The organism is Occallatibacter riparius (genome assembly GCF_025264625.1).
In the GTDB taxonomy this organism is placed as follows: Bacteria; Acidobacteriota; Terriglobia; order Terriglobales; family Acidobacteriaceae; genus Telmatobacter; species Telmatobacter riparius.
This window is the reverse complement of the sequence record NZ_CP093313.1, coordinates 5,511,266-5,531,342: the sequence shown is the minus strand read 5'-3', so window position 1 is coordinate 5,531,342 and position 20,077 is coordinate 5,511,266. Positions and strand designations below refer to the sequence as shown.

The following is a 20,077-nucleotide window of genomic DNA, read 5'->3' as shown; positions in this document are numbered from 1 at the left end:
TCAGCTCCCGAGAGTAATTCAGTGGCCGGGGATCATGCCCCAAAGCATGATCAAAGTCATGAAAATCACGATAATGCTGGTGCCCCATGCAATGAGGTTCCATGTGCGTGAATTCTTGTGCTCACCCATCAGGTCGTGCCGATTGATGAGCAGCAGCATGAGGATGATGACGACGGGGAGCAATACGCCGTTGAGAACCTGAGAGAGGATGGCGTAGCTGACCAGATTGGCGTCGGGCAGCAGGAGCACCGTGATGGCGCCGAAGGCGATGAGCAACGTGTAGAGCCAGTAGAAGAAGGGAGCTTCCTTAAAGCTCTTGTCGACACCCGATTCGAAGCCGAGGCCCTCGCAGACGGTGTAGGCGGTGGAGAGCGGCAGGATGGATGCGGCGAAGACGGACGCGTTGAAAAGGCCGAAGGAGAAGAGGATGAAGGCGTAGTCGCCGGCGAGGGGCCGCATGGCCTCGGCGGCGTCCGCGGGAACGGCGAGATCCTGCATGCCGTGGACGTAGAGCGTGGCGGCGCAGGCGACGATGATGAACCACGCTACGATTTCCGTGAAGAAGCTGCCGACGATGACGTCGAGCCGCGAGGCGGCGTAATCCTTGACGCGGATCCCCTTTTCGACGATGGACGACTGCAGGTAGAACTGCATCCAGGGTGCGATGGTGGTGCCGACGACGCCGATGGCGTCATACATGTAGTCGCGGTTGCTCCACACGGAGGCTTTGGGGAGGACCACGGTGGCGATCAGCGCATCGTGCCAGCTTGGTTGCGAGAGCACGCCAGCGAAGATGTAGGCGATGTAGACAAGGGATGCAACGAGGAAGATCTTCTCAGTGGTTTTGTAGTTGCCCTTGACGACAAGGAACCAGACGCCCAAGGCGCACAGCGGCACCGAGATAAATTTCGTTACATGAAAGAGGTGGAGCGAACCTGCGATCCCGATGAACTCGGTGACCACGTTTGTGTAGTTCACCAGAACCAGCACGATCATGAGGATGAATGTGAGGCGCAGGCCGAATTCCTCGCGGATCATGTCGCTGAGGCCCTTGCCGCTGACCACGCCCATGCGGGCGCACATTTCCTGCACCACGATCAATGCGATCGTGACGGGGATGGTCATCCAGAGAAGAGAGTAGCCGTGCTTGGCGCCGGCTAGGGAGTAGGTGAGGATTCCGCCCGAATCGTTGTCGACATTGGCTGTGATGAATCCGGGGCCGAGGACGGCCAAAAAGAGCAGTATCCGGGTTCGCCAACGCCTCAGCATGGTGCGGGTTCCTAAGGTGGATTCATCTGTTTCCTCAAAGACCATAACAGGCGAGGGGCGGATGGGAGAAACGCGAGAGGCAGGGACAGGAGGGATACGAGGGACAGAGGGGTAAGGAACGGCGAATGACGAATCACGAGGGGTGGTGAGGGCGAGCACACACTGTCTAATCCGGATCGGAACTATCACGGTGCGTCTGGAAGGGGGGATCTCGCTCTTCTGTCGCTTGCGTTTGGCTTTCGCGGGGCTCGTGGTCGTGTTGTGGGCTCGATTGCTGGATGCGGCGGAGGTTTTTCGCACGTGACTCCGCCGCCACCACCGCCTTCCGGCGATCCGGATGACCGGGCGGACGCCATGCTGAAGCAAATGAGCCAGGCCGAGAAGCTGAACATGGTGATGGGCGCGCGGTAACTACACCTGATGGGGTGTCCACGTACACGGTGCCACGCGGGGTCGGTGGATAGAATCCTGCGAATACGCGGCTGCGGATTCCAGCGCTGTATTTTGCGAGTAGGGAACAAAGGTAGGGAATAGAAAGGCAGTGCAACAACGAACGCAACAGCGGGTTCTTCGCTGCGCTCAGAATGACAGAGTTCTGGTCAACGGGGAGTTCGAAAAACGCATTTGTCGCCTTCAGCTCAGAACCCGAAGCCTTAGAGGGCAGGGAGGAGCATGCGGAGGAGGAGGAAGCCGGCGACGCCGAGGAAGAAGACGAGGGCCATGCGGATGCCGGGTTCTCGGTTGACTTCGGGGACGAGGTCGCTGGCTCCGACGTAGAAGGCGACGCCTGCGGAGATGGGCAGCCCGTAGGGAAGCCAGTGCGGGGCGAGTTCGATGACGAGCACGCCTGCAAGCGTGGCGATAGCCAGGGCAACCGCTGAGTAGAATGCTTCGCGGCGGGAGCGGCCCGCGGCCAGCATCACGGATGCAATGGTGAATCCTTCGGGCGCCTTGTGCAGGAAGATGGCAAGGAAGATGAGCCATCCGAGTGTGTTCGAGACAACGAAGCCGGAGCCGATGGCGACGCCATCGAAGAGAGCGTGCACGCTGAGGCCGGTGAGCACTGCGTATCCCGTGCGATGTGATACGAACTCGTGGTGGTGCGTCTCTTCGCCGTAGTGGAAGTGCGCGTTGATGGTGTGTTCGAGGAAGTGGACGGCGCAGTATCCGGCCATGATGAGGATCGGGCCGAACTTCGGGCTGAGCTTCAGGCTTTCGGGCGCCATTTCAAGCATGGCGGTGGCCATGAGGAAGCCCGCGCCGAGGGCCACGAAGTAGCGGAGATACTTTTCGATTCCTTGGGCGCGCACGAGGACGAGGCCTCCGGCGATGTCGGCGAGCGCGGCCAGCAGGCCGAGGAGTATGGAGAGTCTCAGCATTCTTTATTGATTATCCGCTGTGCCGGATGTGCATGACGTCGCCGTCGTGGACGATGTATTCCTTGCCTTCGAGGCGGAGTGTTCCGCGTGCGCGGGCATTGGCTTCAGAACCGGCTTCAAGAAGCTGGTCCCAGCGGATGGTTTCGGCGCGAATGAAGTGGTGTTCGAGATCGGAATGAATGGCGCCTGCGGCCTGCGGTGCTTTTGAACCTACAGGGACGGTCCACGCGCGGCACTCGTCTTCGCCCGCCGTGAAGAAGCTGATGAGGCCGAGCAACTCGTAGCTCTTGCGGATGAGGCGGACGAGGCCGCTCTCATGCAGGCCGTAGCTGGAGAGGAAGTCGGCGGCTTCGGCGTCGTCCATCTCGGCCAGTTCAGCCTCAACCTTGCCGCAGATGGCGGTCGCTCCGGCGTTGGGCCGATGCGCGACTTCATCGAGCTTGAATCGGGCGACGGCAGCGTCAAGATCGGCGCCGAGCTCCATGCTTTCGCCGATGTTGAGCGCGTAGAGGATGGGCTTCTGCGAGAGGAACATGAAGCCCTTGATCAGTTTCTTCTCTTCCGGCGTCATGTCGAGCTCGCGGAGAGGCTTCTCCTGCTCGAGTGACTCCTTGGAGCGAAGGAGAAGGGCGTGTTCGCGTTCGAGCTCGTCGGTGCGCTTCTTCTTGAGATCTTTTTCGACGCGTTCGAGGCGCTTCTCGACTTGGGTGAGATCGCTGACCATGAGATCGAATTCAACGCTCTTGATGTCGCGAAGAGGATCGATGGGGCCGACGTGAGGGATCGAGTCATCTTCAAAAGCGCGGAGGACGTGGATGAGCGCGTCGACATTGCGAAGGCTGGTGAGGAACGCGGTTTCTTTCAGCGCCTCCTGGCCAATGGCGGCGACGTCCACGTACTCGACGTTGGCGTAGGTGGTCTTCTTCGGCGAGTAGAGGGCGGAGAGCTTGTCGAGCCGCTCGTCGGGCACGCGGGCTACGCCGATGTGGGCTTCGCGCGGATTGGAGTAACCGCGGTCTTCGAGTTTGGCCTTGGTGAGAATCTTGAACAGCGACGTTTTGCCTACCTGCGGCAGGCCGATAATGCCGGTTTTCATGCTTGCCTCGGCTTGAGAATCCCTACGATTTTACAGGACTGCAGGTGGTCGCGCAGATCGGGCATGTCAAGCTTTCTCCGGTGAGAACGCTAGCACAGAATGCGCAGTGAATGCTGTGATGTGGCCCGTGCACCCGGAGAGCAATGGCCCGGCTCGTGTGTTGGGTTGGTGCTTAGTTTCGGGGGGTAGACTTCCGGATTGGGGGTGACTCGCTCGGAACAAACTCTGTTAGGATTTCGGCATTCACCCATGACAACCAAACATGACAGAAGATGAGCAGGATTTGAACGAACCGACAGGATGGGCCGCATTTGAGCGCAGAGATTTGGTGGTTTGCGCCTTACCTGGACTCGCGATGTTGCTCATTGTTAATTACTTTGCCGGTCTTGGACGGGGAAGAGCGGCCTGTGTGTGTGTGATGATGGGTGTCCTAGTGATGAAGCTCCGATGGGAGTCTAGAGGGAAGCTTGGTTTTTGGCTTGCGATGCTGTTGATCTTGCTTAGCCAAACGATGCTGCTCGCCCGAGTCACCTTTGGAAGTCAGTGGATATCCGCATATGCTGTCATGCCCGTGGCCTTCGCGATCTACCTTGTAGATGAATGCATTGTCTTTCTGTTTACGAGGGCATTCCGATCAGGCTCCTCGTTGGTGACGAACTCTCGCCGATAGTACCGTCATGGTCCCGAGTCGTCGCCAACTCGTCGCGATGCCGTCTGTTCGCCTGCCATCTAGAGGATCGTGGGGCTACTCTCCGTTGACGGGTTGCTACACCGGACTCAAACGCATAGCCCGCCCACGCCGACACTATCCGGTATATGTACGGACGGGTGGAGCCCCTTCACCCCACTTGCATTCTATGTGGTGACCGGCGACTTTCACACTCGTTGCGGTCGAGTTTCGGCGACTCGGAAGTAACGCTCAAGAACAACTGCAGATCCCTCCACTTCGCTGCGCTCCGGTCGGGATGACAGTTGGTTGGGAGGGCGGAAGGTGTGCCGAATCAAGTTTCACGGGCGAGTCGTCGCTGACTCGGAAGCAATGTCTGAAGCGTGTTGTCCCCAAACTGACACACTACTGCGGGTTCTTGCGTTTGACGAAGCGAAGGGCGGTTAGGCGCGCGGACACGGATGCTACCTTCGTGTCCACCAGGCCCGCGTCGAGGCCCATGGAGCGCACGTCGAATTCGTCGATGGGGTGGTCTGGGCCTTTGGGGTAGACGAACCAGATGGGCGTGCCGCCGGCGAGCTCCGCCGCGGCGGACTTCAGCGCCGCGGAGATGCCCTGGCGGGTGTTTACGCGGGCGATGATAAGGTCGCCGCTCCTGTTGACCTTGACTGCCCTCGCGGCCTGGAGCGCATCCTCCAGGTCGCGATCATCGAGGTTCCCGATCATGCGCACGTCGATGTCAGGGGTGATGCCGAGTTTTTTCGCGACGGTCACGGGAGGAGCCGCGATGGCAGCAACCCACTTGGGCGCCAGAGTCTTGCCGAGGGCGAGGCTGATGTTCTCCTTTTTGAATTCGAAGCAGAGCAGTTCGCCCTCGACGCGGACGTTTGCCAACGCGGCGAGAGGCAGGCGGCGATGCAAGCCGCCGCGCAGGATGAGATCAGGAGGCTCGATCAGCGCCTTTACTCGTGCAGTGACGCCGGACCAGTTGCAGTCGCATTGAGCTTCACGTCCCATGATGTTTTCCTCCGGTGGCGGAGCGGCACTTGCTAACGAATGGCTGTTGCGAAGCGCGGCTGCTCGGCGCTGGCTGTTTCTGCGCGGGCGACGAGGACGACGGTGATGAGGCCAAGGAGAAGCACGGTTTCTTCAACGAAGGTGCTGCGGCCGTGGAGTTTGTTGAAGTCCTGTGTGTAGGGGCTGGAAGTGTCAGTGGTGTCGATGGCGCCGCCGGCAGCAATTCGGTCGCGCTCCATGGCGGGGATGATGCCGAACTGCGAGTAGGCCGTGCAGGCAAGCATGATGACGAGCGCCACCATCGGCGCGATGACCACGCGGGATTTGTAGATGTTCCAGGTGGGCGCGAGAGCCAGCAGCGCGAGTGCGACGATGCCGGAGACAAGGCCCATGGAATGAAGAATCCGGAGAAGCTGGCCGACAATGGAACCCGCGAGATGCGTGTCGGGCTGCGTTTTGAAGCTGATGGCAGCCACTACCGGGAAGAAGATTTCGGCCCCGAGCCACACAATGAGTGCGAGATAAAGCAGCGTTCGCAGGATGGTCTTCATGGGGGAAGGATACGTCAGGGGACAACGGGAAGGGAACCTTGAGATTGGCGGAGACGATCAGAGAATGGCGGTTTCGTTATCGAGTTGGGCGGGATGGGATGGAGGAGTTTCCGGCTTCGGAGAGAAGCGCGTTTCGGCGGCCGAGGTCCGTTTGAAATCGTACATGCGCAGATCGGCTCGGATGCAGAGCGACTCCTCGTCTACGGCGTCGTCAGGGAAGATAGCGAGCCCCATGCTGGCGTCGACGGTGACCATGCGGCTCTCCAGGCGGATGGGCTGCTCCAGCAGCTTCACGAGGGTTCGACCGACGAGCTTGGCTTCGCTGCGGTTTGTGGGGCCTTCGAGGATGATGGCGAATTCGTCGCCGCCGGTGCGGGCTACGGTGTCGGAGCGGCGAACGCGTCCGCTGAACATGCGTGCGACTTCCTGGAGCAGGAGGTCGCCGACATGATGGCCGAGCGTGTCATTCACCTGCTTGAAGCGGTCGAGGTCGATTATGAGGAGCGCAACCTGTTCCTCGCTGCGGCGGGCGCGCTCGAGGGCGCTCGAGAGCCGGTCATGGAACAGGCGGCGATTCGGCAGGCCAGTGAGCGGGTCGTGCAGCGCGAGATGCTTGCTATGGGCGATCTGGTCTTCAAGCAGCACGAGGATCATGCCGACGGCCGCGACGTATTTGGGCAGGTTCCAAACTTCGCCATCGAGGGGCAATTGCGGTTTGAAATGAATGATCAACGGAGAGACCAGGAAAACACTGGCCCAGAGGAAGAAGCCGACGATGGTGATGATGGCTCCGGTGGAGGCGCGACGGTACATGTACCAGAAGTGGCTGGCCGCGCCGAGATAGACCGTGAAGAGTACCGCGTTCAGCGACAGGTCCGCTCCGTTGGGACGGTTTTGCAGAAACAACAGGAGCGCAGCGAGAACGGCCTGGAGGCCCACCGCGAGCCATCGAAGGGGATGGGTGAATTCGCGGATGAATATCAACGCGACCGCCACGGGAGCCAGGCCGAGCAGAACGGCAGCGATACCCGTGATTAGCTTGGGGGCGCTCGACATCAGAGCGCCGGTATAGAGGGTGTAGGTGCTGAGAACCACCATCAGCATAAGTAGGCTGGAGTTCTCGTGGCGGTAGGGAACGGACGCCCTCATGAAGAGGATTCCGGCCCAGATGAGCGCGAGAACGCCGGCGTAGTCGGCGACATCGCCATAGGGGGCGCGCAGGGGGACGAGCATGAAGGTGAAGAAGTGTAGAACGATGAGGAGCCAGGCGGTGAGCCAGTGGGCGGAGACGCGCGTAGGGCTGTTGCGCGCGACCGAGGCGAAGGCCCACGCGAGCAGTCCGACAGCGATGAGGTCCGGCAGCTTACTCCAGTCCACTTAAAGGGTCACCTTTGGGGGATTGAAGACACGATTATAGGAGGATTCTATCTCTAAGGTACTTGGACTTTCGTGGGTACGTGGGTAACTCGTTGGTAATCACCTCGTGGGGCGGTCTGCCCGTTATACGAGCAGATGCGCGAGAGGTGAATTGTGGTTTGCGTGCGATCAGAGATGGCTACACTAGGGACGAAGCAATGGCAGAGAGGTGGTCTCCCACCCGTTCGGCAAGATACGCCGTAAGGGATGGGGCACCGCTAATGCGGTTGAGGACGATGGCGGCGAGTCTTTACATAGTTGTTGAGGGCGACGACCCGGGATTCGATATTTTCGTCAATGGGCATGCGCTCGCGCGGAATGAAGACGCGCTGGAGCGGATGGCCGGGCGGCTTGGCGTCGATCCGCTGCTGGAGTTCTTTTCGGCCGACGAGAACTCGATGGCGCTGCTGCTGGACCAGGGCGGCGGCAATCCCGAGTGGGTGCATCACCTGCCCGATCCGCAGTGGTTCGACCCGGCGAGCGGGCTGGTGACGGTGCGCGCGCTGATCGATTTTCTGGACGAGACGCCAGCGGCGCTGGGGTCCGAGACGGCGCAGGTACTTTCGGAACTCAGGGAGTACGAGAGGGTGCTGCGGAAGACGGCGCAACGGGAGCTGCGGTGGCATTTGGCCGTGAGCTGGCGGTGATGGACCTGGATAACCTTCTCCACGATGCCCGGTACGCTCTGCGGCAGCTTCGCCGCGCTACCGCGTTTACGACAACGGCACTGCTTACCCTCGCGTTTGGCATCGGCGCGAACTTTGCCGTGTTCCAGCTTGTCTATGCGGTGATTCTGGCCGGATTGCCTGTTCCTCATCCGGAAGAGCTGGTCAGAATCCATGCTGCGAGGAGCCCCTTCGATCAGAGCTGGACGATCTCCTATCCCGCGTACCAGCGCCTGCGCGAAGCTACGCCGGACGTTCCCTTGATGGCGACCGCTTATGCTCAGGATGCCACACTTGAGCTTCCCAATCATGCGTCGGTACAGGCTGGGTTAGCGCCTGTTTCCGACAACTATTTCAGCGGGCTCGGGGTTGCTCCGGCTGCGGGGCGATTGTTCATGCAGGCCGATGAGCACCTGGGGCAGAGCGAGTGGCCCGCTGTGCTTCGGTACGATTTCGCGCGCAACACATTCGGCTCTGCACCGCAGGCGGTGGGCCAGCACATTCTTCTCAATGCACGCCCTTTTGTTGTGATCGGCGTGGCGCACCGGAGGTTTCTGGGCGATGTGACGGGACGCGCTCCAGATATCTGGATGCCTCTTGCGCTGCAGAGCGCGGGCGCATTTGCTTTCTCGTGGGACTCGCTTGGGCCAGGCCATGATGTATCGCTCGGCAAGCCCTGGTATAACCAGCCCACGATCTTTTGGCTAGTGCTCACGGCGCGTATTCAGCAGGAGCGGCGTGCAGCGGTGCTTGCGCATTGGGACCAGGTTTTTCGGAACGATCGCGAGGTGATGACGGAGGCGACAGCCGATCCGGCCGTGAAGGATGCGCTGCTGCGCGTGAAGACCACAGTTGCGCCGATGGCGGACAACGGCATGAGGAAGCGGTTTACGGTTCCTCTGACGCTGCTGATGGCGTTATCGATCTCCATTTTTCTGGTGGGCTGCTTGAATCTCGCCAACCTTCAGCTTGCGCGGCTGCATGCACGCGGGCAGGATATGGGCGTGCGCATTGCACTTGGAGCGCGCAGCGGCAGGCTCGTTCGGCAGATTGTTCTGGAAGATGCGCTTCTGGTTGCGGGCGGCGCTGTGTGCGCGTTTGCGCTGGGCCGCGCGGCCAGCGGAGTTCTGGTTCGGTGGGCTTCGAGCCGTAATTCACTTCTCACCCTGGATCTGCATCCGAACCTGCCTGTTGCGGTGCTTGGCGTGGGGCTCATGCTGCTGTCGCTTTTATGCTTCAGCATTCTTCCGGCGATCCTCTTTATTCGCAACGGCGTTGTGCAGGCGGCGGGATCGCGCGCCAAGGTTGCGGGCATTGCACAAACTGCACGGCAGCGCCTGCGTTCGAATGTGCTGCTGGGCACGCAGGTCAGCCTTTCCGTTCTGCTTTCCGCTATGTCAGGATGCTTCGCAGCGACGCTGGTGCATTGGGAGACTGTGGATGTGGGCATGGACCGTGAGCATGTGCTGGTGGTGCGCCCGGAGTTGCATGAGCCAAGGTACACCGAGCATCCCGAACTGCTGCCCGGGCTTTATGGCCGAATACAGGAACGTCTGAATGCGGTCCCCGGCGTGCGCAGCGCGGCAGTAGAGATGTGCGGCGGCATTCACTGCGGGTGGATTACCGCTCTCTATGTGCATGGCCGCAGCAATCTGACGGATGCGCAGGTGCATGGGCAGGAGGATCATGTCGGGCTCGGCTTCTTTAGCACGCTTGGAATTCCGATGCTGCACGGACGCGACTTCTCTGCGAGTGACACGGAGAAGACGCAGCATGTAGCAATCATCAGCCGCGCCTATGCGCGGCAGTTGTTTGGAGACGCAGATCCGATTGGGCAATGGGTTGGGTATGAGCCGGCGCCGAACGATCACAAATTCCTGATTGTGGGCGAAGTGGCCGATGCGCGCATGAATGGCGCGCAGCGCGAAGCACCGCCGATGGTTTACATGGATATCAACCAGAATCCGGCACCGGTCAGCATTCGGGTGAGGGCTATGGGTGATCCACGGCGGTTGTCCGACAGTGTGCGTCGCGCGCTCTATGAGGTTGATCCCACGCTGCAGGTCAGCGAGATTGTGCCGCTGGCGACGGAGCTGAATGGTGATCTTGGCACAGAAAAGCTGCTTGCGCGACTGGCGGTTATCTATGGGAGCCTGACGCTGCTGCTGGTCGCGATTGGATTCTATGGCGTGATGTCAGCGCGCACGGCGCGGCGCAGAAGCGAGTTCGGCATTCGCCTGGCGCTTGGTGCGACGCGGGGGCACATTCAGGCGCTTATCGTGGGTCAGACCGCGCGCATTCTCGCCGCGGGCATCGTACCGGGGGCTGTTCTTTCCATCCTAGCTGAGCGGTATGTCGGCCATCTTCTCTACGGATCGGTTTCTGCGAACTCCCTCGCCATTGTGGGCGCTGGAGTTGTGCTTGCGCTGGCGGGATTGGTGGCCACGCTGATTCCAGCGCGCCGCGCGGCCTTTGCGGATCCCCTGGAGACGCTGCGAAGTGAATGATACGGCCGCGATCATATTCGCCTTGACAGCTTAGGAGAACAGAGCTACTCTCCTAACCACCCGAGGAGAGACATGGCAGACCAGGCTCAAATCCTCCCGGGCACGCTCGACCTGCTGATTCTGAAGGCGGTCTCGCTCGGTCCTTTGCACGGTTACGGCGTGCTGCTGCGCATTGCGCAGATTTCGGGTCAGGCACTGACGATTGAACAGGGCGCACTCTATCCTGCGCTGTTCCGGCTGTTGCGGCAGGGATTGCTGAAGGCAAGCTGGGGTACGTCTGAAAACAACCGGCGGGCCAAGTTCTACGAGCTGACCGCGGCGGGACGCAAGCGGCTGGGCGAGGAGACCGACGATTGGAATAGGCTGGCAACAGCGATCGCGACTGCCCTCAAGGCGAGGCCGGAGGAGATATGAAAGTGTTCGCGTATCTTCGATCGATCGCCGGGAAGTTTCTGCGGCCTAACGAAGTTGTGGATGATCTCGAGGAAGAACTCGCCTCGCACATTGCGCATTACGCGGATGATCTTGAACGGTTGGGAATGACCCGCGCTGCGGCTGAGCGGCAAGCGCGCGTCGCGTTTGGAGCACGCGAACGGTTCAAAGAGGAGAGCTATGCCGCGCTCGGTGCCCATTCATTCGAGATCCTGCTGAGGGACATGCGGCTGGCACTGCGCGTCCTCTCCAAATCGAAGGCATTCGCGTTTGCGGCGGTTCTGACGATGGCGCTCGCGATTGGCGCGAACGCGGTGGTTTTCGGGATTGGGGACGCCTTGTTGCGGCCCCTCGCGGTGCCGGAGGTAAAGAGTCTTTACGGAACGCACTATGGTGATGGATCGGGCTTCCAGTCGTATCCAAATTATGTCGATTTGCGGGATCGCAACCGCACCTTCGAAGACCTGGCGTGTTTCAACTTTGCGTTTGTGGGTTTCGATGAGGGAAACAATCCATCGAACTCTACGAGCTTCGCTGTCAGTGGCAACTACTTCGATGTGCTGAAGGTGCAACCCTATCTGGGGCGCTTCTTTCATGCCTCGGATGAACATGGCCAGAACAGCGCCGCTTATATTGTTTTGAGCCGCGCTTTCTGGCACAGCAGGTTCCATGACGATCGTTCCGTCATCGGTCGGGTCGTACAGGTAGACAAGCACCCCTTTACGGTGATCGGTGTTGCTCCGGATGAATTTCGAGGGACATTGTTCTTCGTCGCGCCTGATTTTTATGTGCCGATTGTGAACCAGCAGCAGGTAGGCGGAGGGAATGCCTTCAGTGAGCGCGCCAACATGCAGGGGGTGTTCGAGGTGTTTGGGCACCTGCGTCGCGGTGTGAGCGTGCGCGATGCCGAAGCGGACGTGAACGCGATTGGCGATGAATTGCAGAGGGAGTATCCCAAGGATGTCCGTCACCAGAAGGGGAGCCTCGGGCAGGTCGGACTGACCGCGTTTGGGGACGCGATACGTGCGTTTGTGGCCGGGTTGGCGTTGCTAGCGCTGTTGATTCTGCTGGCTGCGTGCGCCAACCTTGGTGGGCTGTTCGCGGCGCATGCTGCGGACCGTTCGAGGGAAATGGCATTACGGCTGGCACTGGGCTCCACTCGAAGCAGAGTGTTGCGCCAGTTGTTCACCGAAGCGCTGCTGATCTCGTGCGCTGGTGGAGCAGTTGGGTTGGGTGCAAGCATCGTACTGTTGAGAAGCCTTGCTGCGTGGCAGCCGTTTCAGGGCGCGCCGATTCACATTCCTATCACTATCGATGCGCGCATCTTTGTTGTGGCGGTCGTTCTTGCGCTGGTGAGCGGATTGCTATTTGGGGTCGTGCCTGTGCGCCAGGTGATGCGGGCACATCCTTACGAAGTTGTGAAGGCTGGATGGAATCCGTTGTCGAGACGGATCCCTGTTCGCGATGCTTTGCTCGTGCTGCAGATTGCGATTTGCGCGGTGCTCGTAACGGCATCGATGGTGGCCATCCGGGGACTGCTGAAATCACTGCACAGCAATTTCGGCTTTGAGCCGCGGGACACGCAGGTTCTGGGCGTCGACCTATCAATGGGCGGATACAGCGGCGACAACATGCTGTTGATGCAGAGGCGGCTGGTGGATGCGATGCAGGCGATTCCTGGAGTGGAGCATGCAGGACTCGTGAATAACTATCCGCCGCTGGTGTACACCGCGGCTTTTCGCGTGAATGCGTTCAAGGATGATACGCGGGACTTGAGCCAGTCGAATGTCGCGGTCAGGCCGTATGCCTACGATGTTTCGCCTGGATACTTTGAAGCGGCGGCGACGAGTCTGCTGGCTGGCCGCAGCTTCACCTGGCACGACGACAAGAATGCGCAGCCTGTCGCGATTGCGAACAGGGAGTTTGCTGTGAAGATGTTCGGGACAGTCGCGAACGCGATGGGAAGGTACTACCGCGACCTCCACGGAAACCGCATCGAGATTGTGGGGGTAGCGGAAGACGGGAAATATTTGAGCCTCACCGAGGATCAGCAGCCCGCGGTGTTTCGGCCTTTCATGCAGTCACCTGCAAACCTGGTGCACGTCATTGTGCGGTCGAGGTCTGACCCGGTGGCACTGGCGGCCGCTATGCGCGTGAAGCTGCGCGAACTGGATGCCGGGCTGCCGGTGAATATCGAAACGTGGAACTCGCTGCTGAACGTCGTCTTGTTTCCAGCGCGCGTGGCCACGATGGCGCTGGGCGCGCTGGGCGTTATGGGCGGCATCTTGTCGATCACAGGCATCTTCGGAATGGCAGCTTACTCCGTCAACAAGCGGCTGAAGGAGCTGGGAATTCGCATTGCGCTGGGCGCGAAGCGGAGAGAAGTGCTGGGCGCGGCGTTGGGACGTGCGTTGCGATTACTGGCAATAGGATCGATGGCCGGGTTGATCTTCGGCGTGCTGGCAAGCCGGGTGCTTGCTTCCATCGTGTATCAAGCCACGCCGCGAGACCCGATCGTCCTTGGCGGTGTGATTGTTGCGATGGCTTTGCTGGGCCTGCTCGCGATCTGGATTCCGGCGCAACATGCGCTGTCGGCTGATCCGCTTGTGCTTTTGCGCGAGGACTGAGGCGCGCTTTTCGTTCACCGCGGAGTGTCATGGTATCAAGCATCCCCCGAAACACACATTCCCTTTCGGGCCGATGTCCACGGGGATTCTAAGCTAGTTATGAAAATTGGAAATAGCTGCGCCGCCTCTTATCGGATCGTGGGCGTCTGCCCTTCCTTGCTCTCCTAGAATTGCGTTATGCGGAATGTGGTGATCAGCGGACCGCCGCCGGTGCAGATTCTCGATGTGACGGGACCGCTGGAGGTGTTCTCGAGTGTGCCGGAGTACCAGATTTCAGTGGTGGCGCACGACGGCTCCGGTGAACTGGATACAAATCGGGGGGTGAGGATCGCTGGTGCGGTCTCTCCCGATGCAGTGTCGGGTCCGATCGACACGCTGGTTATTGCCGGTGGGCCGGGCGCGGAGTCAGGCAAATACAGCCGGGAATACGTCGACTGGATCGCAGATGCGGCATCGCGCTCGCGCCGCATTGCTTCGATTTGCACCGGGGCGTTTCTGTTGGCCGCTGCCGGACTGCTGGATGGCAGGAGAGCCGTAACGCATTGGAGATTCTGCGAGAAGCTCGCGAGAGACTTTCCGCGCGTGAAGGTGGAGCGCGATCCCATCTTCTTGCGCGACGGAAATATGTACACATCAGCGGGAATCACGGCGGGCATTGACCTGTCGCTGGCACTGGTGGAAGAGGATCACGGCCACGATGCAGCGCTGGCCGTAGCGCGGCAGCTTGTCATGTTCCTTGTTCGCCCGGGTGGCCAGGCGCAGTACAGCCATATGCTCTCGCGGCAGGCAACTACGTTTGAGCCCCTGAGGGAACTGCAGGTCTACATGCTCGAGAACCTGCGAGGGGATCTCTCTGTCGAAGCCCTGGCCGCAAGAATGGGCATGAGCCCCAGGCACTTTTCTCGCGTGTGCCTGCGAGAAATGAAGATGAATCCGGGACAACTTGTCACGCAGCTGCGCGTCGAGGCCGCACAGCAGATGATTGATAGCTCGTCGAAGGGATTGAAGGAAGTCGCCGACGCGTGCGGATTTGGATCCGTGGACGCGATGCGGCGGGGCTTCCAACGCGTGCTGGGCATTACCGCGGCGGATTACGTGGAGCGGTTCAAACGGGCGGTGTGATGGCCTGCACGCTTAGGCGCCACCACTGGCTCAATCAAGGCCGGATCACGATCTTGCCGGGAGGGCCGTCAATTGTGCCACGGTAGGCGCGGTCTGCTTCTTCCAGGGGAATTTCAGCTTTCACGAAGGCGCGCAGTCCTCCGTCATCGAAACGCTTGGCCAGTTCAGCGAGTTGTGCTCGGTCCTGCTCGACGATGAAGAAGGCGTCTTTGACGCGCGGATCGGTGGTGGATTCAGACTGCGCGGCAATGGTGACCAGGCGGCCGCCGGGCTTGAGGATGTTCCAGGACCTGTCCAGGGTTTCTCCACCGACGCTATCGAAGACCACGTCGACCGGCCCCGCGTCTTCGAATCGGCTGGCGCGATAGTCGATGGCTTCGTCCGCTCCAAGCTGCTTTACGAATTCGATGTTCGCCTTTGAGGAGGTGGCGATCACGTACGCGCCGAGGGATTTCGCAAGCTGCACGGCATAGAGCCCCACGGCTCCAGATGCGCCATGGATCAGGATGCGTTCGCCATTCTGCAATTTCGAGCGGAGGTGGAGGCCCTGCCATGCGGTGAGCACGCTGATGGGGGCGGAGGCTGCCTGAGCTTCGGAAAGGGAAGATGGCTTGGGTGCAATTTGCGATGATTTCGCAATGCAGAACTCTGCGGTCGCTCCCTCTGCGAACCAGTCGTTGAAACCGAAGACGGAGTCTCCGGTTTTGTAGCCAGTGACACCTTGGCCGAGCTTCGCGACCGTGCCTGCGAATTCGTGCCCGGGGATCGCGTTGTGGCGGGCTGAACCGTCTGGATTGTGGGTGGTGGGGTACCACTGCAGTTCGGTTGGAGTAACTGCAGCGGCGGACACCTGGATCAATATTTCGCCCGGCTGCGGCTCAGGCACCGGGCGCGTTGCTGAGCGCGGAGCCAGGGTGTCCGTAATTTCGATCGCTCTCATGACTGGCATGGGTTGAGCTCCTTGAGTTTGGGTTACTCGGCAAAGGGGGACGCGGCGATGAGATCGATGCCGTTGGGAGCCTTGTAACCGGGGATCAGACGTTCGCAAAAGCTAGAGTTGACAGTGCCAATGGTCGTGGCGGGCTTGTGCGCGAATCCGGCGAAGTACTCGTGGATGAAGTTCGTCTTGAAGCTCCTCCTGGGGTAGGCGGCGAGGATCTCCTCACGCAATTCGGAGGGGAACAGATCAAAGCCCCTTCCAAGCACATCGAGGCCAACGCCCGAATAGAGTAAGGCTACCTCAGAATCCATGTGCTGCGTAATGCCGGGCGTGGTGTGCAGCGCGATCGCCTGCCACACGCGCCGGATCTTTTCTTCAGCCACGTTGTGCGCGGTGAGGAACTGGCGGGCAAGGTTCGCGCCATCCACTTCGAATCGCTCGTCTGCGCTGGAATACTTTTTGATCAGGCCGAAGTCGTGAAAGACAGCTGCGACGTATAGGAGTTCGCGATCGAAGGGACGCTTTTGCTGGTGGCCGTGTTCAGCCGCAAAGAAGTAAACGCGCATGGAGTGGTTAAAGAGCAAGTCAGTGGAATGCTCGCGCAAAAGCTCAGTGGCCTCCTTGGCAAGCCGCGTATCGGGGATCGAGAGAGTGGAGGAAGAAGTTGTCATTGTCGTCTCCTTTCAAGCTCGAGTGTAGGAGCGCTGACGATCCGTTGCCATGACAGAAATACGGCGTTTTAGGACATTGGTTCTGACGAGGTTCTTCAGGTGGATTCGACTAACTATCGGGCTTTGTGGATGAGAAGGTAAGTGCAGAAATGGTTAGGCCCAGGGTCATTGCCCTGGGCCTTTATGCTTCTTGTGCTTGCGGCTCGTGGTTATTGCGGGACTACCTCATAGACGAGGGTGGTGCCCTGATAGTAGGGGCGATAGATGGTGTTGTTGCAGTCGTAAACGGTGGTGTTGCCGCTTTGGACGGTGCTGCACCCGCCGGGCAGGGAGGTGACGATGGTTCCGCTTGGGGGCGCCTGGACTACGACCGTGGTGGGCGCGGGCGCAGGCGCTGGATGGCTGGCGGCGGAGGCGATGGCGGCCGTGGTGCCGACGACTGCTGCGCCCGCAGCGAATGCACCCCAGTTCCAGTCGTCATCGTTGTGATAGCAGTTGTAGCAGCCGCCATTGCCGTTCACATTCACGTTGACGTTCTGGTTCACATTCACGTTCCGGTTGACGTTGGTGTTGTTGACATTCGTGTTGTTGACGTTCCGGTTCACGTTTGTGTTGTTGACATTGGCGTTGTTGACGTTGGTATTGTTCACATTCCGGTTGGCGCTGGTGTTGTTCACATTCGCGCTGCGGGCGTTCGCGGTGTTGGCGTTGGTGTTCGCGTTGGCGCCGCGCACGTTGTTGTTGGTTGTCGCGGTGTTGGCGCGGGCGCTGTTGCCGCTGTCGCGATTGCCGCCGCGATTAGCGTTTTCGCCGGTCGAGCGGTTCTGAACCTGCTGACGGCCGCTGCCGCTGCTGCTTCCCCCGCCGCGTCCACCTCTCCCAACCTGGGCGAAGGACATTGCAGTGAGAACAAATCCGCAAAGGGACAAAGCAAAAATGCGTCTCATCTCAATTGCCTCCCGAGATGGCGATGAATTCGATCTGGCTCGCATCGGCGGGCTTGTTGAAGGTGATGTCGTCGGCTGAGAGGGTCGGATTCAGATTCCAGTCGAGGAACTGAATTGTGGTGCGCGGAGTGCCTTCGATGTTTTTGTTAATGATCTCAGCGCGCACGAAGCGGGGAGCGTCGCCGCCGACGACCCAGAGCTGCCAGTCGGCATCGTCAGACGTGAAGGCGAGCTGGTGGACATCCTGGTCGCCGATCTTGACGCGTCCGATGACGTAGGCAGTGTTCACCAGCTTCTCGGCGAGCGCGTAGAAGTTGCTGCGCAGGAACGGGCCGATGGGAACGTCGATGTCTTTGGCCTTGAGGGCGTCGAGTGCCGCGTCGATGCTTTCACGGCCGGGGAGCGAGACGTAGAGCTTGGGATCGGGCGCATAAAGGTACGCGCCTCCCGGGGCCCCGTAGTAGTCGACACGCTGGCCGCTGCCGCGAAAGACGACGTGGATCTTGTCGGGCCGCTGGACAGTGACTTCAACCGCGTGGAAGGTGGTGATGAGCTGGCCGTTGGAGGCGAGGTCTTCTTCGCTGACCAGGGCCTTGAAGGAGAACGACTGGGCCTGCTGAACAGGATCGGCTACGGCCTTGAGGACGCGCATGGCGAGTGGGTCGACGTCCTTTACAGCGGCTTTGCCGGCGGCTGCGGTCGATGCGGCGTCTTGGGCGCGCAGGCCGACGGCGATAATGGCAAACAGGGCCAGAAATAGAAGTCCATTACGGGTACGGTTCATATCCCCTCCTGGAGGAGTTGGGAATGGCATGAGGGCCCTTGTCGCGAGCCCCTTCGTTGTCGCGCTAACTCGCGGGTACGGATCGACATACGGCCGCCCGGAGGGAGCAGACTCATGAGAACTCGATTGGGAGGGGGAGGCCACTGGCACTAGTGCCAGTTTTGGGGGAGGGCAGGACGGGAAGACCGGGAATAGGGAGTAGAAACGAAAAAGCGGCGGGCCTTTTGGCCTGCCGCTTTCGAGGATGCGCTCTGACGAAGCTTACTTGCCGGGCTTTGCGGGAGCCGAGGCCGGAGCCGTGGGCGTGCCGGAGAGCACTGACTTGGAGTGAGTTCCGCGCTGGTAGAGAACCGTCAGGGTCAGGGAGGTGACCATGAAGATGATCGCCGACCAGGTGGTGAGCCGGGTGAGCACGTTGGCTGCGGCGCGTGGGCCGAAAGCCGTCTGGGAGCCCTGCCCGCCGAATGCGCCGGCCAGGTCGGCCGAGCGTCCCTGCTGCACGAGAACCACACCAATGAGAAACAGGCACACGATCACGTGCACAGTGATGACGAAGTAGAAGAGGATGTTCATTCTAAAGGCTGCTTTCCGGCGGAAAAATCTTTGGTGCGGAGGAGGGGACTTGAACCCCTATGGAGTTACCCGCTAGCACCTCAAGCTAGTGCGTCTGCCAATTTCGCCACCTCCGCGGGGTGAACTCTCTGAGTATATCAGAAGGGCGGCTCATCTGTAGACCGTGGGGACTGTGGAAGTTACCGGCCCGGTGGGGCTCCGGCGGCCATCTTGGCGCGCATGCGTTTTTCCGCGTCATCGGACCAGTATTTGGCATTCAGGCGCAGGAAAACCGTCGTGTAAGGGATGGCCATGCGGGTTTTGAGTACCACGACGCGATACATCTTGCTGGCGTCGTCGAGCTGCTGGATCAGGCTGGTGTGTAGTTCGTGCTGGGCCGAGCTGCCGGCAAGGATCTTTTCGAGCTGCTGGCGGTAGCCGGTCACGCCGGGGGCATCGGACTCGGCGACGTAGGGGAGCTCGGCGTCGAGTAGGACCTCAGGGCGGACGTGGATGGATTTATTGACGGCAGCCAGGACGTACTGCACGACCTCGAGCTGGTCGGCGTTGGTCTCGATGACGTCGATGCCGGGCGAGGAGGATTGCGGGTAGGCGGAGTCGGCGATGACGATCCAGTTACGGTGGCCGAGGAGGGGGAGCTTCTGGTCGACGGCGGCGCGCCAGTTGTCTTGGGCCAGACAGGGGAGGATCAGGGTGATGAGCAGAGAGGTTAGGAGCGAGAGGCGGCGCATGAGGGTTTCCCTTCCGGGCATAATGCGGAACGGAGAAATCTTAATTGACTCCACCTTCAGCGCTCTTGCCGGACAGGTCCGGATCAACGGCTTGGTATTACCAGGTTGCGGAAGATCTTCCATGTGCCATCGGGTTGCTGCTGCCAGGCGGTTAGATAGCGGTCGAAAATCTTCCTACCACCGGAGAAATGTGCTTCAGCCTGACCCCATTCGTAGACGAAGTGATCCTGCTGAACAGAGCCGACGCTGGTGACAGAAGCCGATTCAGCCTTGCCCAGTTTTGCCATCTCGGCCTTCATGTGATCCTGAATCGCGGCCCGGCCGCTGATGCACTTGCCATCGGGGCTGCAGTCCACTGCGCCCGACGCATATGTAGCAGCGATGAGTTCGACATTGCCCTGCTTCATGCCGTCAATCCATGCTTGGTTCCCTGCGTCAATTTGCCTGCGCGCTTCGGCGTCGATGGATTTGTCCTGCGCAAAGCACGCGGCAGAGAACAGCAGGAAAACCGCGATTATGGATCTCTTGTTCTTCATCGGACCATCCCTCCCGAGCTTCTCATGAAACGAAGAACATCCGGTGCGGATGCCAGTGTACGACTTCATTGTTCAAGGTATGCGTTCTATCTTTCCTTGAACACGCGGCAATCAGGATGGAAGTTGCGAAACGGCCTGGTCGCGTTT

Annotated in this window: 18 protein-coding genes and 1 tRNA gene; 5 read left to right on the top strand and 14 right to left on the bottom strand. The window is 60.1% G+C overall.

Going from position 1 to position 20,077, the window contains the following annotated elements:
* Positions 1–18: 18 nt before the first annotated feature.
* The 6 genes from MOP44_RS22625 to MOP44_RS22600 all read right to left on the bottom strand — a co-directional run bounded on the left by MOP44_RS22625 (position 19) and on the right by MOP44_RS22600 (position 7,356).
* On the bottom strand, positions 19–1,269 hold the full coding sequence (locus tag MOP44_RS22625) for an NRAMP family divalent metal transporter (protein WP_260792674.1): 1,251 nt from the start codon (positions 1,267–1,269) through the stop codon (positions 19–21).
* A gap of 653 nt (positions 1,270–1,922) precedes the next feature.
* Complete coding sequence (locus MOP44_RS22620; RefSeq protein WP_260792673.1) at positions 1,923–2,648, bottom strand: ZIP family metal transporter; 726 nt, start codon at positions 2,646–2,648, stop codon at positions 1,923–1,925.
* A gap of 10 nt (positions 2,649–2,658) precedes the next feature.
* Positions 2,659–3,744 (bottom strand): redox-regulated ATPase YchF, encoded by a 1,086-nt coding sequence (gene ychF / locus MOP44_RS22615; RefSeq protein ID WP_260792672.1) that lies wholly within the window; start codon positions 3,742–3,744, stop codon positions 2,659–2,661.
* Between the two features lie 1,072 nt (positions 3,745–4,816).
* The gene (locus tag MOP44_RS22610; RefSeq protein ID WP_260792671.1) at positions 4,817–5,428 is read right to left on the bottom strand and encodes a DUF3052 domain-containing protein; all 612 of its coding nucleotides are present in this window, start codon (positions 5,426–5,428) and stop codon (positions 4,817–4,819) included.
* Between the two features lie 32 nt (positions 5,429–5,460).
* Positions 5,461–5,979, bottom strand: a complete 519-nt coding sequence (locus MOP44_RS22605; protein ID WP_260792670.1) for a DUF4149 domain-containing protein — start codon at positions 5,977–5,979, stop codon at positions 5,461–5,463.
* Between the two features lie 57 nt (positions 5,980–6,036).
* Complete coding sequence (locus MOP44_RS22600; RefSeq protein WP_260792669.1) at positions 6,037–7,356, bottom strand: GGDEF domain-containing protein; 1,320 nt, start codon at positions 7,354–7,356, stop codon at positions 6,037–6,039.
* Positions 7,357–7,631: 275 nt separating this feature from the next.
* Between MOP44_RS22600 and MOP44_RS22595 the strand changes: the two genes are divergently transcribed.
* The 5 genes from MOP44_RS22595 to MOP44_RS22575 all read left to right on the top strand — a co-directional run bounded on the left by MOP44_RS22595 (position 7,632) and on the right by MOP44_RS22575 (position 14,748).
* Positions 7,632–8,042 (top strand): hypothetical protein, encoded by a 411-nt coding sequence (locus MOP44_RS22595; RefSeq protein ID WP_260792668.1) that lies wholly within the window; start codon positions 7,632–7,634, stop codon positions 8,040–8,042.
* Positions 8,015–10,567, top strand: a complete 2,553-nt coding sequence (locus MOP44_RS22590; protein ID WP_260792667.1) for an ADOP family duplicated permease — start codon at positions 8,015–8,017, stop codon at positions 10,565–10,567. Before MOP44_RS22595 ends, MOP44_RS22590 begins: the two co-directional genes overlap by 28 nt.
* A gap of 72 nt (positions 10,568–10,639) precedes the next feature.
* Positions 10,640–10,981, top strand: a complete 342-nt coding sequence (locus MOP44_RS22585; protein WP_260792666.1) for a PadR family transcriptional regulator — start codon at positions 10,640–10,642, stop codon at positions 10,979–10,981.
* A complete protein-coding gene (locus MOP44_RS22580; RefSeq protein WP_260792665.1) occupies positions 10,978–13,626 on the top strand; it encodes an ADOP family duplicated permease in 2,649 nt (882 codons plus the stop codon). The genes MOP44_RS22585 and MOP44_RS22580 overlap by 4 nt, the downstream gene beginning before the upstream one ends.
* A 177-nt stretch (positions 13,627–13,803) precedes the next feature.
* Positions 13,804–14,748: a GlxA family transcriptional regulator gene (locus MOP44_RS22575; protein ID WP_260792664.1), complete on the top strand. Its 945-nt coding sequence runs from the start codon at positions 13,804–13,806 to the stop codon at positions 14,746–14,748.
* A gap of 34 nt (positions 14,749–14,782) precedes the next feature.
* Here the strand turns inward: MOP44_RS22575 and MOP44_RS22570 are convergent, their stop codons facing one another.
* The 8 genes from MOP44_RS22570 to MOP44_RS22535 form a co-directional block, all read right to left on the bottom strand.
* A complete protein-coding gene (locus tag MOP44_RS22570; protein WP_260792663.1) occupies positions 14,783–15,697 on the bottom strand; it encodes an NADP-dependent oxidoreductase in 915 nt (304 codons plus the stop codon).
* Between the two features lie 23 nt (positions 15,698–15,720).
* On the bottom strand, positions 15,721–16,359 hold the full coding sequence (locus MOP44_RS22565) for an HD domain-containing protein (RefSeq protein WP_260792662.1): 639 nt from the start codon (positions 16,357–16,359) through the stop codon (positions 15,721–15,723).
* 209 nt (positions 16,360–16,568) lie between these two features.
* Positions 16,569–17,306: a DUF6515 family protein gene (locus tag MOP44_RS22560; protein WP_260792661.1), complete on the bottom strand. Its 738-nt coding sequence runs from the start codon at positions 17,304–17,306 to the stop codon at positions 16,569–16,571.
* Position 17,307: 1 nt separating this feature from the next.
* A complete protein-coding gene (locus tag MOP44_RS22555) occupies positions 17,308–18,090 on the bottom strand; it encodes a DUF2092 domain-containing protein (protein ID WP_260792660.1) in 783 nt (260 codons plus the stop codon).
* Positions 18,091–18,351: 261 nt separating this feature from the next.
* Complete coding sequence (secG, locus tag MOP44_RS22550; RefSeq protein WP_260792659.1) at positions 18,352–18,663, bottom strand: preprotein translocase subunit SecG; 312 nt, start codon at positions 18,661–18,663, stop codon at positions 18,352–18,354.
* A 31-nt stretch (positions 18,664–18,694) separates the two neighbouring features.
* Positions 18,695–18,779 (bottom strand) — tRNA-Leu (locus MOP44_RS22545).
* 63 nt (positions 18,780–18,842) lie between these two features.
* The gene (locus MOP44_RS22540) at positions 18,843–19,394 is read right to left on the bottom strand and encodes an RbsD/FucU domain-containing protein (RefSeq protein WP_260792658.1); all 552 of its coding nucleotides are present in this window, start codon (positions 19,392–19,394) and stop codon (positions 18,843–18,845) included.
* Between the two features lie 83 nt (positions 19,395–19,477).
* Positions 19,478–19,930, bottom strand: a complete 453-nt coding sequence (locus MOP44_RS22535; protein ID WP_260792657.1) for a YybH family protein — start codon at positions 19,928–19,930, stop codon at positions 19,478–19,480.
* Positions 19,931–20,077: the final 147 nt, after the last annotated feature.